13 protein-coding genes are annotated in these 14,242 nt (G+C 68.8%); 5 read left to right on the top strand and 8 right to left on the bottom strand.

Annotation, left to right across the window (positions count from 1 at the left end; genetic code table 11):
• Positions 1 to 46: 46 nt before the first annotated feature.
• Entirely contained in the window at positions 47 to 1,051 is a 1,005-nt protein-coding gene (locus NR810_RS04150) for an isocitrate dehydrogenase (NAD(+)) (protein ID WP_257448081.1), read from the top strand.
• Positions 1,052 to 1,105: 54 nt separating this feature from the next.
• Here NR810_RS04150 and NR810_RS04145 read toward each other — a convergent pair whose 3' ends face one another.
• From NR810_RS04145 to NR810_RS04125, 5 genes are all read right to left on the bottom strand, one after another.
• The gene (locus tag NR810_RS04145) at positions 1,106 to 1,654 is read right to left on the bottom strand and encodes a hypothetical protein (RefSeq protein WP_257448078.1); all 549 of its coding nucleotides are present in this window, start codon (positions 1,652 to 1,654) and stop codon (positions 1,106 to 1,108) included.
• 27 nt (positions 1,655 to 1,681) lie between these two features.
• Positions 1,682 to 2,182, bottom strand: a complete 501-nt coding sequence (locus NR810_RS04140; protein WP_257448075.1) for a hypothetical protein — start codon at positions 2,180 to 2,182, stop codon at positions 1,682 to 1,684.
• Positions 2,183 to 2,304: 122 nt separating this feature from the next.
• On the bottom strand, positions 2,305 to 2,682 hold the full coding sequence (locus NR810_RS04135; protein WP_257448073.1) for a translation initiation factor: 378 nt from the start codon (positions 2,680 to 2,682) through the stop codon (positions 2,305 to 2,307).
• Between the two features lie 11 nt (positions 2,683 to 2,693).
• Positions 2,694 to 4,031 (bottom strand): vitamin K epoxide reductase/DsbA family protein, encoded by a 1,338-nt coding sequence (locus NR810_RS04130; RefSeq protein WP_257448071.1) that lies wholly within the window; start codon positions 4,029 to 4,031, stop codon positions 2,694 to 2,696.
• Entirely contained in the window at positions 4,028 to 4,354 is a 327-nt protein-coding gene (locus tag NR810_RS04125) for a cupin domain-containing protein (RefSeq protein ID WP_257448069.1), read from the bottom strand. Before NR810_RS04125 ends, NR810_RS04130 begins: the two co-directional genes overlap by 4 nt.
• A gap of 38 nt (positions 4,355 to 4,392) precedes the next feature.
• On the opposite strand from NR810_RS04125, the gene ygfZ reads away from it, so the two are divergent.
• From ygfZ to NR810_RS04105, 4 genes are all read left to right on the top strand, one after another.
• The gene (gene ygfZ, locus NR810_RS04120; RefSeq protein ID WP_257448067.1) at positions 4,393 to 5,460 is read left to right on the top strand and encodes a CAF17-like 4Fe-4S cluster assembly/insertion protein YgfZ; all 1,068 of its coding nucleotides are present in this window, start codon (positions 4,393 to 4,395) and stop codon (positions 5,458 to 5,460) included.
• A 173-nt stretch (positions 5,461 to 5,633) separates the two neighbouring features.
• Positions 5,634 to 8,384: a TonB-dependent receptor domain-containing protein gene (locus tag NR810_RS04115; protein WP_257448065.1), complete on the top strand. Its 2,751-nt coding sequence runs from the start codon at positions 5,634 to 5,636 to the stop codon at positions 8,382 to 8,384.
• 1 nt (position 8,385) lies between these two features.
• Entirely contained in the window at positions 8,386 to 9,594 is a 1,209-nt protein-coding gene (locus NR810_RS04110; protein ID WP_257448063.1) for a hypothetical protein, read from the top strand.
• A 10-nt stretch (positions 9,595 to 9,604) separates the two neighbouring features.
• Positions 9,605 to 10,102, top strand: coding sequence for a DUF1579 domain-containing protein (locus NR810_RS04105; RefSeq protein WP_257448061.1), 498 nt, complete (start codon positions 9,605 to 9,607; stop codon positions 10,100 to 10,102).
• A 20-nt stretch (positions 10,103 to 10,122) separates the two neighbouring features.
• Here the strand turns inward: NR810_RS04105 and NR810_RS04100 are convergent, their stop codons facing one another.
• From NR810_RS04100 to NR810_RS04090, 3 genes are read right to left on the bottom strand one after another with little or no spacing between them, the layout of a single operon-like run.
• Positions 10,123 to 12,354 carry a peptidase domain-containing ABC transporter gene (locus NR810_RS04100; RefSeq protein WP_257448059.1) on the bottom strand — a complete coding sequence of 744 codons (2,232 nt, stop codon included), beginning with the start codon at positions 12,352 to 12,354 and terminating at the stop codon, positions 10,123 to 10,125.
• On the bottom strand, positions 12,344 to 13,285 hold the full coding sequence (locus NR810_RS04095; RefSeq protein ID WP_257448057.1) for an efflux RND transporter periplasmic adaptor subunit: 942 nt from the start codon (positions 13,283 to 13,285) through the stop codon (positions 12,344 to 12,346). The genes NR810_RS04100 and NR810_RS04095 overlap by 11 nt, the downstream gene beginning before the upstream one ends.
• Before the next feature lie 13 nt (positions 13,286 to 13,298).
• Entirely contained in the window at positions 13,299 to 14,231 is a 933-nt protein-coding gene (locus NR810_RS04090; protein ID WP_257448055.1) for an efflux RND transporter periplasmic adaptor subunit, read from the bottom strand.
• Positions 14,232 to 14,242 lie beyond the last annotated feature (11 nt).

Raw genomic sequence — 14,242 nt, 5'->3', positions numbered from 1 at the left:
TTTTCCTCCTTCCGAGGCATGGCCTTTTGTGCTTGAAGCGCGAGACATGGCGAATACGCGTACGGTCACGGTCATCAATGGCGATGGAATCGGCCCCGAAGTGATGGCGGCCACCATCCGCGTCCTCGAAGCGCTCAAGGCCCCGCTCGAGTTCGAGTACAAGGACGCGGGTGCCGAGGTCATCGCCAAGTACGGCACCAACCTGCCCCACGAGACGGTGGAGGCGGTGCTGCGCAGCGGCGTGGCGCTCAAGGGCCCCACGGGCACGGTGGTGGGCGGCGGCATGGCCTCGGCCAACGTGGGCCTGCGCAAGCGGTTGGATCTGTACTCCTCGCTGCGCCCGGTCAAGAGCGTGCCCGGCGTGAAGACGCGCTACGAGAACGTGGACCTGGTGGTGGTGCGCGAGAACACCGAGTCGCTCTACGCGGGCCTGGAGCACATCATCGTGCCGGGCGTGGTGGAGTCGCTGAAGATCATCACCGAGAAGGCCTCCACGCGCATTGCCCGCTTCGCCTTCGAGTACGCCAAGAAGAACGGGCGCAAGAAGGTGACGAGCGTCCACAAGGCCAACATCATGAAGCTGTCGGATGGCCTCTTCCTCGACTGCACCCGCAAGGTGGGCCGGGAGTACCCGGAGATCCAGTACGAGGAGGTCATCATCGACAACATGTGCATGCAGCTGGTGAAGGATCCGACGCGCTACGACGTACTGGTGATGGAGAACCTGTACGGCGACATCGTGAGCGACCTGTGCGCGGGTCTGGTGGGCGGCCTGGGCCTGGTGCCGGGCGCCAACATCGGCGAGCGCACGGCGATGTTCGAGGCGGTGCACGGCACGGCGCCGGACATCGCGGGCAAGGGCCTGGCCAACCCGACGGCACTGATGATGTCGGCGGTGATGATGTTGGACTGGATGGAGCTGAGGGACGAGGCGCGCAAGTTCGAGAACGCGCTGGCCAAGGTGCACGGCGAGGGCAAGGTGCGCACCGGCGACCTGAGCGGCAGCGCCACCACCCGCGAGTTCACCGACGCGGTCATCGCGGCGCTGTAGCAGGCAACAGCCCTTCGCCACCGCGGTACGTCGAAGCCCGGTAACGGCGCCACCTCAAGGCACGTTGCCGGGCTCGTTCGTGAAGAGCACATGGAAGAGCGTCGTCTCTGGAGGCTCCACCCACTGTGCGTACAGGGGGACGGGAGTCTCGGCGATGTCTCTCGGGAGCTTGCTGGCTCCGAAGCGTGCTTCGATCCTCCTGGAGATGACATCGGCAACGACTTGCCGCTCGGGCAGGAGCGGCTCGAGGCTGACCCGGGGATTGAGCCGCCTTCTTCCGACTCGGCCGTACTCCACACCATAGACGATGTAGATGGGCGCCAGGATGCTGAGACAGCCGACCACGATCCAATGGTACGGCGGGAACGGGCGGCCCTTCACTGGGTAGACAACCCCCCTGAAACAGGCGTCAGCCGTCGCGGTGACGTCCCCGACGGTGTAGTCGGGAAACTCCTGCCGGACCTCACGCAATACCGCACGCCATCGGTCAAGGTCCTCGAGCGCTTCCTCCCATCGTGACTCGAGCCGATCGTGCTCGGGGCTTCGCTCCTGCCTCAGCTCGTAATCCCGATCAGGCCGCCAGTACCCTCGCGCGATGGCCAACAATTCTTCCTTGGAGAGTGGCATGGCCTAAGAGACGAAATCGCCGAATTGAACGGGTATGGATTTCTTGTGGCACGGTGTCTTGACGCGTGAACCCTCGATGGACGCCCAAAGCATGGGCTTGAGCGTCGTCTTGAGTGTTTGACACAACATGCCGAGACCGGACTCTGGCGTAGCAGCACTGAAAACCGCCTCGGCGGCCTCATGAGTGCGTTCCGCTGTGATGCGTTGTGCCAGGCGGAGTGAAATAGGGCCATCCTTGCTCCTGATTGGCACTTCGACTCCAAACTCACAAAAGAAGGACTCCCCCGTATTGGCCCTCTGGATGTTGATACGAATACATGCCACGCGCCATCCGCTCGGCGCGTCCGGGTCCGGCTCGGGCTCGACATCCGTGACGAAGTGAATCTGCCCCGGCTCTATCTTCCCCGTGACAATGGTCCTGGTTCTGGGACCGGTGCGCGCGCAGCCCAAGGACACCAGCAGCAACAGGGCCAGCGAACAAAGCCGTGAGCGTGCGCCGGGCATATCCAGGCTCCTGACGGAGGGAGGCGACTCCATTGGAGTCCCTCGACCCGCCGTCGAACAAGCCCATGCCCCTCCAGCCGTCCACGCCCGGACGTATCCGCGCGGACGGCCCGGAAAGAGCCTCAGCCCACGGTGACGCGGCGCACGCCGCGGGCCTCCAGGAGCGCGGGCAGACGCTCGCGCTGGTCGCCTTGCAGCACCAGGGCCTCGCCCTCCACGGCGCCCCCACAACCCAGGGAGCCCTTGAGGGCCTTGAGCCACTTCTCCAGCTCCGCTTCCCGCAGCCCGAGCTGCTCCACCACCGTCACTTCCTTGCCGCCGCGGCCCTTGCGCTCCATGCGCACCACGGCGCGCGCCGGGCCCTTGGGCTCCTCGGCCTTCACCAGCGCGGGAGCCGGCCCGGGGGGCAGCTCCTCGCGCTTCACTCCGAGCGCCGCGAAGGGGTTGTGGAAGGGCGCCGCCGGGGCGGGCGTCTCGGGCTTCTTGTCACGCTTGCCCATGGGGCGCCCGCTCAGTGCTGATCGCGCGCCTGCAGGGGCTGCGTCTGCGGCAGCACCTGGAAGGCGGGGTTGTTCGCGTCCCCGTCCGCCATGACGAGCGCGTAGATCAGGGACGGGATGGCCCGCACCTCGCGGCCGTTGATGACCACCAGCGGCGTGCCGCGAATCCCGTGCTGCTTGGCGTACGTGAGATCCTCCTGCAGCTTCTGGGTCGTCTCCGGCTTCGTGATGCACGCCTGGAGCTGCTCGCGCGAGACGGAGCCGGAGGAGAGGATGCTCAGCACCGCGTCGGAGCTGGTGAGCGACTGCTGGGCGGCGAAGAGCTTCTCGCGCAGCTCCCAGTAGTCGGGGGCCTCCTCGAGGCAGATCTGCGCCTTGGCCGCCGTGCAGCGGATGCCGGAACCATCGGTGTGCTGCCGGGCCATGGTCGTGTTGCACTCGCTGTCGAGCGGGAACTGGCGGGCCTCCAGGGACAGCTTGCCCTCGGGGAGACGCTTCTTCATGAGGGCGAGGAACTCCACCAGGTTCTTGCAGTGGGGGCAGCGGCTGTCCGTCCACTCCACCATCTTCACCGGCGCGTTCACCGAGCCGTAGAGGCGGCGCGCGGGGGCGGGAGCCGGCTTCGGTGTGGACTGGCGGTAGAGCGCCAGCGCGTTGGAGACGGCCTGCTGCTCGGGCTGCGACAGGCCACGCAGGTAGGCCTCCAGCGAGCCAGGGGCATCCGTGGTGGGCGAGTGGGCGAGGGCCTGGGCGGCGGCGGAGGCCTTGGGCGTCTGCATACCGGGCACGAGCAGCGCCACGTATGAGGCCACGGCGAAGCCGACCGTCCACTTGAGGGCGCGGCCCCACTCACCCGCCTGGGGCAGGACGGGGCCGGGCAGGGCCTTCCAGGCCACCAGGGCGAAGGCGATCGTGAGGACATAGGTGCCCAGACACGTGGGGCACAGCACGCCGGCGCTCGCGCTCGCGACGCCGAAGACGAGGCTGGCGCCCACGCCGGCGGCGGCCACCAGGCGCAGACCATTGGTGGCGGGCCGCACGGTGTACCCGTTGCGCTGCCACACCAGGTAGAGGGCGGAGAGCGCCACCGCGACGAGGCCCCACACCAGGCCGAGCCCGGCCACGGGGATGCGCAGCAGCTCGTGCACCGCGCTGGCGAAGGGGGAGTTCCACACCGTCTCGCAGTTGACGCGCTCGGAGATGCCGCACACGGTGGTGCCACCGGCGCGCAGGGTGAGGAGCTCCATCCACTGGAAGATGGCGAGCGCGCTCTCGGCGAGGGCCAGGCCGAGCAGCACCTGGGCGCCGCGGACCGGGACGGGAGGGGGCGGATTGGCCTTCTTGCTCATGCATGCTCCGGAGGGGGGGTCATCAGGACGAGGAGGCGGGCGTTGTCGGGGCCGTCATTGGTGACGCCGTGCTCGACGCCCGCGGGGGCGGAAATGGCGGCGCCGGGGCCATGGGAGGCTTCCTCGGCGCCGATGCGGAAGCGGCAGCGCCCCTCGAGGACGAGGTACACCTTGTCCGACGTGGCGTGCCGGTGGGGCTTCTGGGTCTGGCCGGGCGTGAGGCAGTACACGTCCAGGAAGAAGCGCTCGGACTTGAAGAGGTTGTGCTTCTGGAGCTTCTCGGCCGAGAAGCCCTGGAAGTCCGACAGGTATCTGACATCCATCGTGGCATTCACTCCCGGGCCTCTATATAGCGACGGTCATGGAACCGCTGTCTCTGCATTTTCTTCACGAGCAGGCAGGCGCCCGCTTCCAGGACGTCAACGGTCGGGAGGTCGTGGGCGACTATGGAGATGGGGGGGCCGAGTACCGGGCGGCCCGGGAAGCGGTGGCGCTCCATGATGCCACCTACCGGGAAGCGCTGCGGATAACCGGCGAGGACCGCGCGAGCTTCCTGCATGGGATGGTGACCCAGGAAGTGAAGGGCCTGGCCTCCGGGGCGGCTACCTACGCGGCGATGATCACCGTGAAGGGGGCCATGGTCGCGGACGCCCGGATCGTAAGGCGCGAGACCGACCTGCTGCTGGACCTGGAGCCCGGGATGGGAGCCAAGGTCCGGGAGTTCCTGGAGAAGTACCTCATCTCCGAGGACGCGGAGCTGCACGACGCCACGGGCGAGCTGGGGGTGCTGCGGCTGCTGGGCCCTCGGACGGCCGACCTGCTGGGCGCCGTGCAGGGGAGCCCGTTCACGCCCCTGCCCCAGGATTCCACCCGTGCTGTCACCGTGGCGGGCCAGGAGGTGCTGGCCGTGGGAACCACCCGGGTGGAGCCGAACGGGGTGGACCTGCTGGTGCCGCGAAGTGGGCTGGAGGCGGTGTGGAAGGCGCTGATGGCGGCGGGGACGGCCTTCGGGCTGAAGCCGCTGGGCTGGAAGGCGCTGGAGGTGCTGCGGGTGGAGGCGGGGGTGCCGCGCTTCGGTCAGGACATGGGGGAGACCACCATCCCGCTGGAGGCGAACCTCACGCACGCCATCTCGTACAACAAGGGGTGCTACATCGGGCAGGAGGTGATTGCCCGGGCCACCTTCCGGGGGCACATGAACCGGAAGCTGGCGGGACTGCTGCTGGGAACCAACGAGGCGGCGCCGGGCACCGAGCTGAAGAAGGACGGCAAGAAGGTGGGATGGGTCACCACCGTGGCGCATTCACCGGGCAAGGGGCTGACGGTGGCACTGGGGTACGTGCACCGGGACCACCTGGAGCCGGGAACGGTGCTGACGGTGGGAGAGGGCCCGACCGAGGCCACGGTCGCCAACCTCCCGCTGCCCTGAGCCCCATTTCATCTCCCCTGCGGCCACCTCCCCTCTCCCTCTGGGAGAGGGACGGGGTGAGGGTATGAAGTACCCGGGGTAAACCCATCTCCACCCGGAGAAAAACCCGAGCCAGAAATCCCGGGGGAAAATCCAGCTGACCGTGGAACGGAGCTCAGGTGTCTTCCGGCTGAATGAGCCGTCACCTGCCCGTCCCCCCTCATGCCACGAAGAGACCCCTCTCCGGAGGGAGCGGCCTGCTCGCGCTCCTGCTCGCGGTCCTGGCCTCGCCGGCCGGAGCCCAACCCGTGGAGACGGGAACGCTCATCACCAAGGAGCAAGAGGTCCGCGCCCTCGATGGAGGGCTGGTGGTCGAGACGCCCGATGCGGGGATGACGACCCTCACCCCGCCCTCGCTGCTCACGGACGCGCCGGCACAGTACCCGGCGGGGGACTGGAAGGGGCCGCGCACGGTGACGCTGGAGCTGCTGCTCACCGAGCAGGGCACGGTCGAGCGGGCCGAGGTGACACAAGGAGCGGAGGAGGCCTTCAACGACGCGGCGGTGCGCGCGGCCACGGGACTGCGCTTCACCCCGGCCACGCTGGACGGCACCCCGGTCTCGGTGCGTCTCCCCTTCACCTACCGCTTCGAGCCGCCGGCCGAGCCCGCGAGCCGCACGGTGCTCACGGGCCAGGTCCGCTCCAAGGGAACGCGGAAGCTCCTGGGCGACGCGGCGGTGACGGTGAATGGCACGACGGTGACCACGGACGCCGAGGGCCACTTCGAGCTCGCGCTGAAGCCCGGCGCCCATGAGGTGTACGTCTCCGCACCCGGCTACAAACCGGCGGACTTCCGCGAGGAGCTGAAGGAGGACCAACGCCTGGAGGTGCGCTACGGGCTGGAGCCGCTGGTGGTGAACCCCTACGAGACGGTGGTGCGAGGGGACCGCGAGCGCACGGAGGTCTCGCGCATCACGCTGCACGACCAGGAGCTGCGGGAGGTGCCGGGCACGCAGGGGGACCCCTTCCGGGTGGTGATGCTGATGCCGGGAGTGGGGAGCGTGGCGTCGGGGCTCTCGTACCCGGTGGTGCGAGGCAGCCAGCCGGCGGCGACGGGCTACTCCATCGATGGGGTGCGCGTGCCGATGCTGTACCACCTGCTGCTGGGCCCCGCGGTGGTGCACCCGGAGTTCATCGACTCCATCGACTTCCAGGCGGGAGCACCGCCGGTGCGCTACGGGCGGAACCTGGGAGGCGCGGTGGATGGGCGGCTCAGCCGGCCGCGCGAGAAGGGGCTGCACGCCACGGCGTACGCGGACCTGCTCAACGCGGGTGGCTTCGTGGAGGTGCCCATCGAGGAGACGGGCACGAGCGTGACGGTGTCGGGTCGGCTCAGCTACTCGGCGCTGCTGGTGTCGCTGGCGGCCAACGCCCTCTCGGCCACGAGCGGCGAGGAGGTGAGCTCCGGCTACCGCGCGGACTTCTGGGACTACCAGGCGCGGGTGGAGCAGAAGGTGGGCGAGGGACGGCTGCGGCTGCTCGTCTTCGGCAGCTCGGACCTGCTGGGCATGAAGGCCGAGAACAAGAACGACTACGCCGGAGACCTCGGCATGCGCTTCCACCGGGTGGACCTGCGCGGACAGCACCCGCTGCTGGGAGGAGAGGCGGAGCTGGGCCTCACCTGGGGCATGGACCAGCTGGGAGTGACGGCCCGGCGCGGGCCGGCGAAGGTCGGCGAGTTCGGCATGGCCGAGCAGAGCTTCCGTGCACGCGCCGGCTGGAGCAAGGGACTCACGGACACGCTGTCGCTGTCGCTGGGCGCGGACGTGGAGCACCGCCGCGGCGGGTTCACCCTCACCGGCATCGCGATTCCTCCGGGCACCCGGGGCGATGACCCGACGGACGCGCTGCGCCAGCCCTCGACGCTGGCCACGTTCTCGGGCCTGTACGGCGAGCTGGGCTGGAAGCCGGGTGCCCGGTGGTCGGTGGTCACGGGCCTGCGCGGGGACTCGTGGCACCTGGTGCCCGGCATCACCTACTACACGCTGGAGCCGAGGCTGGCGGTGCGCCACGCGATGACCGAGCGCCTCACGTTGAAGGCCGGCGCGGGGCTCTACCACCAGCCGCCCACGGTGCTCGTCCAGCTGCCGGTCATGGACGCGGCGGGCCTGCGCTACGGCCTGCAGAACGGAATGCAGTTCGACGTGGGCGCGGAGTGGAAGGCCCTGGAGGGACTCGAGCTGTCCGCGGACGCCTGGTACAACCCGCTGCCGCGCACGGTGGAGTTCAGCTTCGAGCAGCTGCTGGAGAACCGGCGGCGCCGCAACGCGCCCGCGCCGGATCCGGCCTCGCACGGGTACGCGTACGGGTTGGAGCTGATGGCGCGCCACCCGCTCGGAGACAACTGGTTCGGCTGGGTGTCCTACGGCTTCCAGCAGAGCAAACGCTGGGCGCGCTTCGACCGCTACGACGACAAGGACCAGGTGGTGGGCCAGGGCGAGGGCTACCTGCCCTTCGCCTTCGAGCAGGTGCACGTCTTCAACGCCGCGTTGAGCTACCGCTTCCCCGGCAACCTCACGGTGGGCGCGGTGGTGCACTTCAACACCGGCCGGCCCGAGAGCGGGGAGCTCAGCTCGCGCAACATGCACACGGTGCGGGACGAGAATGGCGTCGAGCATTGGGTGCGCACCGACCGCGACCGGGCCGGGCGCCTGCCGCCCTACTTCCGCGTGGACGCGCGCATCTCCAAGACGTGGACGCTGGACGCGGTGGTGGTGGACGCCTACCTCGACGTGCTCAACCTCTCCCTGCAGCGGGAGGTGCTCGCGTACGACTACACGTACACGACCGAGGATTGGCCGGGCACCGGCGTGTTCGCCGACCGCAAGCCCATGGACGTGCCGCCGGTGGTGCTGCCACTGCTCGGCGTGAAGGTGAGCTACTGACATGAAGACCCGTGCTTCCCTCCTGGCCCTGTCCCTCCTGGCCTCCGGCTGCGGCACCCTGTACCCGGAGGATCCCCTCTTCGTGTACGGGCGGGCCCTGCGCGCCGATGGCACCCCGCTGGCGGGCACGGCCCTGATGTTCCAGCGCAAGGCCGCCTACGACGGCTCGACGCCCACCCCTTCCGGCTTCGAGCCCTTCCGCGAGGTGACGACGGAGCCAGATGGCAGCTACACGCTCGAGTTGCTGGTGAAGGAGATCAGCACCCAGGTCAGGGATTACTCCTTCAGCCCGCATGCGTTCCGGCTCCACCGCCAGGAAGAGGACGGATCGGAGACCTGGGTCGGGTTCGATCTCCACGGAGGCGACGTGGAGGTGCCCACGCTCCGCCCCTGGCGAGCGGACCTCCACACCACCCCCACGGCGGACGGGGTGATGCTGGCGCTGGGAGCACCCCTTCCCTCCCTGGAGATTCCTCCCTCGGCCACCTTCGGGGACTGGACGGTCATCGAACCCGACGGCACCCATCACATCGAGCCCAACCCCAGTCCACCCTCGCTCTGGCTGGAGCTGCGCAGTGGAGACGGCCTCCTCTGGTGGAACCCAAACCCGAAGGGGACCGAGACGCTGGCCGTGAGCCGCTCCATCCTGGAGGACTTCGCGACTCCCGTGGCGCGGACATCCGTCTTCATCGATGGCAATTGGAGCTTCAAACCGCTGGTGAGCCTGAACGACAGCTACCTGTCTTTCTATGTCGAGTGGGCGAGCCCGCCCCTGGCGCTGCCGTCCGGGGGGCTCGTTCCGGCCAGCCGGGGAGCGGCCTGCGAGCCGTTCGTCGACACGTGCCCGCTGACGGACGGGAAGTTGGAGACGATCAAGTCCGTACCCCTGAACGAGCTGCGCGTGCGGCTGCCGGCCCCGAAGAAGCTGCGCCAGGCGGTGGTGCGCGGCTTCGCCAGCGCCGGCGATCCGGAAGCGGTGGTGGTGGAGGGGAGCGTGGATGGGCAGGAGTGGACGGAGCTCGGCAGGGCTACCCTCGAGACCCGCCGCAGGGCCCGGAGCATCCAGCTCACGAATCGCCTGGGCGAGGAGCGATTCCTCGACGTGTCACTCGCGCCGGAAGCCCCCGCGGTGACGCAGGTGCGCCTGCGCGTGATGGGCGAAGGGCTGATGAATCGGGTCGACCTCCGCGAGCTCTCCCTCTTCGAGTAGAAGAACCCCCATGACACGGCGCTCGTTCGAGGAGTCCAGGCAAGAAGGCGGCATCCACCACCAGCTGGGGCAGCTCGTCGGTGAGTGGGAGGGAGTGACGAAGACGTGGTTCGAGCCGGACAAGCTCGCCGACGAGTCACCCTGGCGGGGGACGATCCGCCCCGCCCTGGGGGGACGGTTCGTGGTGCACGAGTACGAGGGCTCGTTCCAGGGCAAGCCGCTCGCGGGGATGGCCATCTACGGCTACCACCTCGACCCGGATCGCTACGAGATGGCCTGGATCGACAGCTTCCACAACGGCTCGGCCATCATGTTCTCCAAGGGCCCGAACGAGGGCCGGGGCTATGGCGTCCGGGGCAGTTACGAGGCCCCGTCCGGGCCTCCCTGGGGCTGGCGGACGGAGATCCAACTGCCCGAGCCGGATCGGCTCGTCATCACCCACTACAACATCCCTCCCGAGGGCCAGGAGGCCAAGGCGGTCGAGACGGAGTACCGGCGCAAGCGGTGAGGTGACGCACCGCTCCCAGCTCAGGAGCCGGTAGCGCGCGTGGGCTCCTGACCCTGGAGCTGGGCGTGAATGAGCCGCGCGTAGATGCCGTCGCGCGCGAGCAGTTCCTGGTGCGTGCCCTGCTCCACCAGGCGGCCCTTGTCCATGACCAGGATGAGGTCCGCGTTGATCACCGTGCTCAGCCGGTGGGCGATGACGACGCGGGTGCAGCGCAGCGCGCTCAACGCTTCGTGGACCTTGCTCTCGGTGACCGAATCGAGCGCGCTCGTCGCCTCGTCCAGCAGCAGCATGGCCGGCTTGTGCACCAGTGCTCGCGCCAGGCCCAACCGCTGCCGCTGCCCGCCCGACAGCGATGACCCCTGGTTGGACAGGAGCGTGTCGTACTTCAGCGGCATGGCCATGATCTCATCATGGAGCTGCGCCAGCTTCGCCGCCTCCATCACGTCTTCCAGGGGGATGTCCGGATCATTCAGGGTGATGTTGGCGCGCAGGGTGGTGCCGAAGAAGGCGGGGTTCTGCAACACCACGCCCATCTGCCGACGCAAGGACTGCAGGTCCAGCTCGGACATATCCACGCCGTCGTAGCGCACGTGCCCGGTGGTGGGCAGGTAGAGCCCCAGCAGGAGGTTGGCCAGCGTGGTCTTGCCCGCGCCGGACCTGCCCACGATGGCCACCATCTGCCCCGGCAGGATGCGGCTGGACACGTCCTGCAACACCAGCGGCGTACCGGGCGAGTACCGGTAGCACACCTGATCCAGCTCGCAGGCCCCGGTGAGGCGGAGCGTCTGCCCCACCTTGTCCCCAGAGCGCTCCCGGGGCATGTCCAGCACGTCGGCGAGGCGCTCCATGTAGCTGTTCATCAACTGCAGCTGCGCCCCCGTGGCGACGAGGTTGGAGATGGGCACGAGCACCGCGGCGGCCAGGGCATTGAGGCCCAGCATCGCTCCCGTGCTCAGCTCGCCGCTCAGCACCTGCCAGGTGCCCAGGCCCAACAACAGCATCGGCGAGGCCAGCCGCAACGTGCTCGTCGCCGAGTCCACCCACGCGCTCAACAACCCGCGGGACACCGCCACGTTCAGCACATCCACGAAGACGTTCGAGTAGTTCTGGACCGACCGGTCCTCCACGCCAAAGGCCTTGAGGGTCTGGATGCCCGAGAGCATCTCCATCAAGTACGTCTGGTTCTTGGCCTCCAGCTCCAGGTTCTGGGACAGGAGCTGCCGCTGCCGCCGGCCCGCCAGCAGGAGCACCAGGACCTGCAGCGAGCCCAACCCCAGCACCAGCAACCCCATCCACGCGTTGGTGCTCAGCAGGATGGTCAGGTAGATGCTCACCAGCACGCCATCGAGCAGGGTGGAGAGCATTCCCGACGAGAGCATCTCCCGGATCGTCGAGTTGGTGCTCATCCGCATCATCAGATCGCCCGAGGGCCGCGTCTGGAAGAAGGGAAAGGCGAGGCCGACCATGTGCTCGAGGAAGCCCAGTGTCAGCTCCGAGTCCACCCGGATGCGCAGCTCGGTGAGCAGGAAGCCGCGGATGAGGGTGGTCAGGAACTGGAACAGCACGATGGACAGCATCCCCACGCCCAGCACCAGCAACAGGTTCTGGTCCCCGCGCGGAATCACCCGGTCCACCACCATGCCCGTCAGCAGCGGCAACGCCATGGCGAAGAACTGGACCAGGAACGACAGGGTGGCGATCCGTCCCAGCGTGTGGGACTGCTTCATCATCGGGACGATGTAGCGGCTCCAGCCCTTGCGCGGCGTCTTGCCGGGCGTGAAGTCCTCGCCCGGCGCCAGCTCCAGCGCGACCCCGGTGAAGGACTGGCTGAACTGCTCCAGGGACACCCGGCGCCGGCCCTGCATCGGGTCCACGATGTCCACGTAGTCCTTGCCCAGCCGCTCGAACACCACGTAGTGGGTGAAGCGCCAGTGCAGGATGGTGGCGGGTTGCAGGAAGGGCAGCCGGTCCAGGTCGATGGAGATGCCCCGTCCGCGCAGCCCGAACTGCTTCGCCGCATCCAGCAGCACGCGCGCCGAGGTGCCATCCCGGGACACCCCCGTCACCTGCCGCACCTCCTCCAGCGTGACCTGCCGCCCGTAATAGCCGAGCACCATGCCCAGGCAGGCAGCCCCGCAGTCCATGATGGTCATCTGCCGGATCTCCGGGATGGTGCGCGAGCGCAGCCTTCCCCAGAGCCGGCGCAGGGCCGGGAAGCGCTCGTGCAGCGGAGCCTGGGTGTTATCGGCCATGGGAGAACAACCCCTTCAAGCCAGGTACCAGCGTCATCAGAATGGTCTCGGTCCGCACCCGCGCCTCCGCCCGGGCCGGCATCCCATCGAAGTAGTTGTAGACCTGCCCCTCGCTCTCGAAGCTCTGCGCGGGCATGCGGGCCCGCACCAGGATGTACGAGCCCTTGAACTCGAAGGCGCCGGCGAGTCCCGGCCCCAGGATGCGGCCCACCTCGGTGGGACCGATGATCTGCTCACCCACCTGCTCCACCGTCACCTCCTGATACTCGTGGTGGAAGCCGTCCAGCTCGACCCGAATGGAGGTCCCCGGCCGCAGATACGGGCGGTAATGGCCGGGTAGGAAGGCCAGCAGGGTGGGCGAGACATCCTCCGGCACCAGCGACAGCATGCTCACGCCCTGGGTGAGGTACTGGCTGGGCTGCACACGCACGTCGTTGACCACGCCGTCGCGGGGGGCCCGCAGCGCGCGCGTCTCCAACCGGGCCTCCGCCAGCTCCCGCTCCGCCCGCAGCGTGGTCAGCACCTGGCGCGCCGCGGCGTCCGCAGGGTCCTTCAGGTACCGCACCAGCTGCAGTTCGAACTCGTGACGCAGCCGCTCCACGCTCGCCGTCTCCTCCTCGGAGACGAGGGTGACCAGCTTCTGCCCGGCCTTCACCCGCTGCCCGGGCCGCACCTCCACGGAGGAGACGATTCCGGCCCCCTGGCTCGTCAGCTCCACCCGGCCCTCGAGCTGCACCACCGCGGGACCGGTGGCGTACTCGTCCAGGGTGCCCACGCAGCAGTACAGCAGCCCCGTGACGAGCACGGCCAACAGCAACCAGTACATCCACCGGGACCACTCGGGCGAGATGTGCAGGACATCCCCCTCCTCGTGGACCTGGTTGTGGTGGTCGAGCGCTTCCTGCCGGTAGATGGACTTGTTGGCTCGCACGCTGCGCTCCCCTTCACTGGCCAGGGTGCTGGCCAACCCACGCACCCTGCTCCACGGAGACCTGGACAACGGAGCCGAATGGCAGCTGCGCTCCCTCCTCCTGGGCCACGCTGGCGATGGCCAGCACCATCCGCGAGGCCGCGTCCACTTCCGGTGCCACGTTCTCCACCCGGCCTCGCAGCCGTAGCTCCCGGCCCCGCACACCGATGCGCACCGGCGTGCCCACCGACACGCCCGGGGCGGCGTCCTCGGGGATGGCGAAGCGCACCACCTGCGGCCCCTCCCGGAGGAGGTGGACGATGGGGCGGCCAGCGGACACCAGCGCCCCCGGGTCCACGTAGCGCATGGACACCCTGGCATCGAAGGGGGCGCGGATGGTGGCCTCGGAGACGCGCAGTTGGAGCTGCTCCACCCGGGCCTCCTGATTGCGCACCTGCGCCTGCGCGGCGCTCAGCTTCGCGGCGGCCATCTTCTCCGCGTAGCGCAGCTTCGCCTGCTCCTCCTCGGAGATGGCTCCCATGTTGACCAGCTTCGGATCTCCCCCGCGCTGGAGCGTCTCCTGGGCGGAGGTGAGCGTGAGCCGTGCCACCTCCTCCTCCGCGCGCGCCGCCTGCAGGCTCGCCTGGGTGATGGACAGCTCGTGCTGGACGGACCGCACGTCCTGCCGCGCCAGGACACCGCCCTTGCGCACCAGGTCCCCCACCCGCACTTCCACGCTCTCCAGCACACCCTCGAACCGGGCCGAGACGTCCACGCTGTTGTCCGCGACGATGACCCCGACGAAGCCGGCGCCCTCGCTGGCCACGGAGGGCGGCTGCCCTTGCGGAGCATTCGGAGTGGCGGACGGCGATGATGCCCGGTGCGCCGGTGCTCGGCTCACCAGGAGCAGGGCCAGACCAAACGCCAGCACGAGCCCCATTCCCGCGAGGAAGAGTCGCTGAGCCATCGCTCTCCAGA

This window comes from Archangium lipolyticum, assembly GCF_024623785.1.
In the GTDB taxonomy this organism is placed as follows: domain Bacteria; phylum Myxococcota; class Myxococcia; order Myxococcales; family Myxococcaceae; genus Archangium; species Archangium lipolyticum.
The sequence above is the reverse complement of the archived record's forward strand: the minus strand, read 5'-3'. Positions and strand labels throughout refer to the sequence as shown.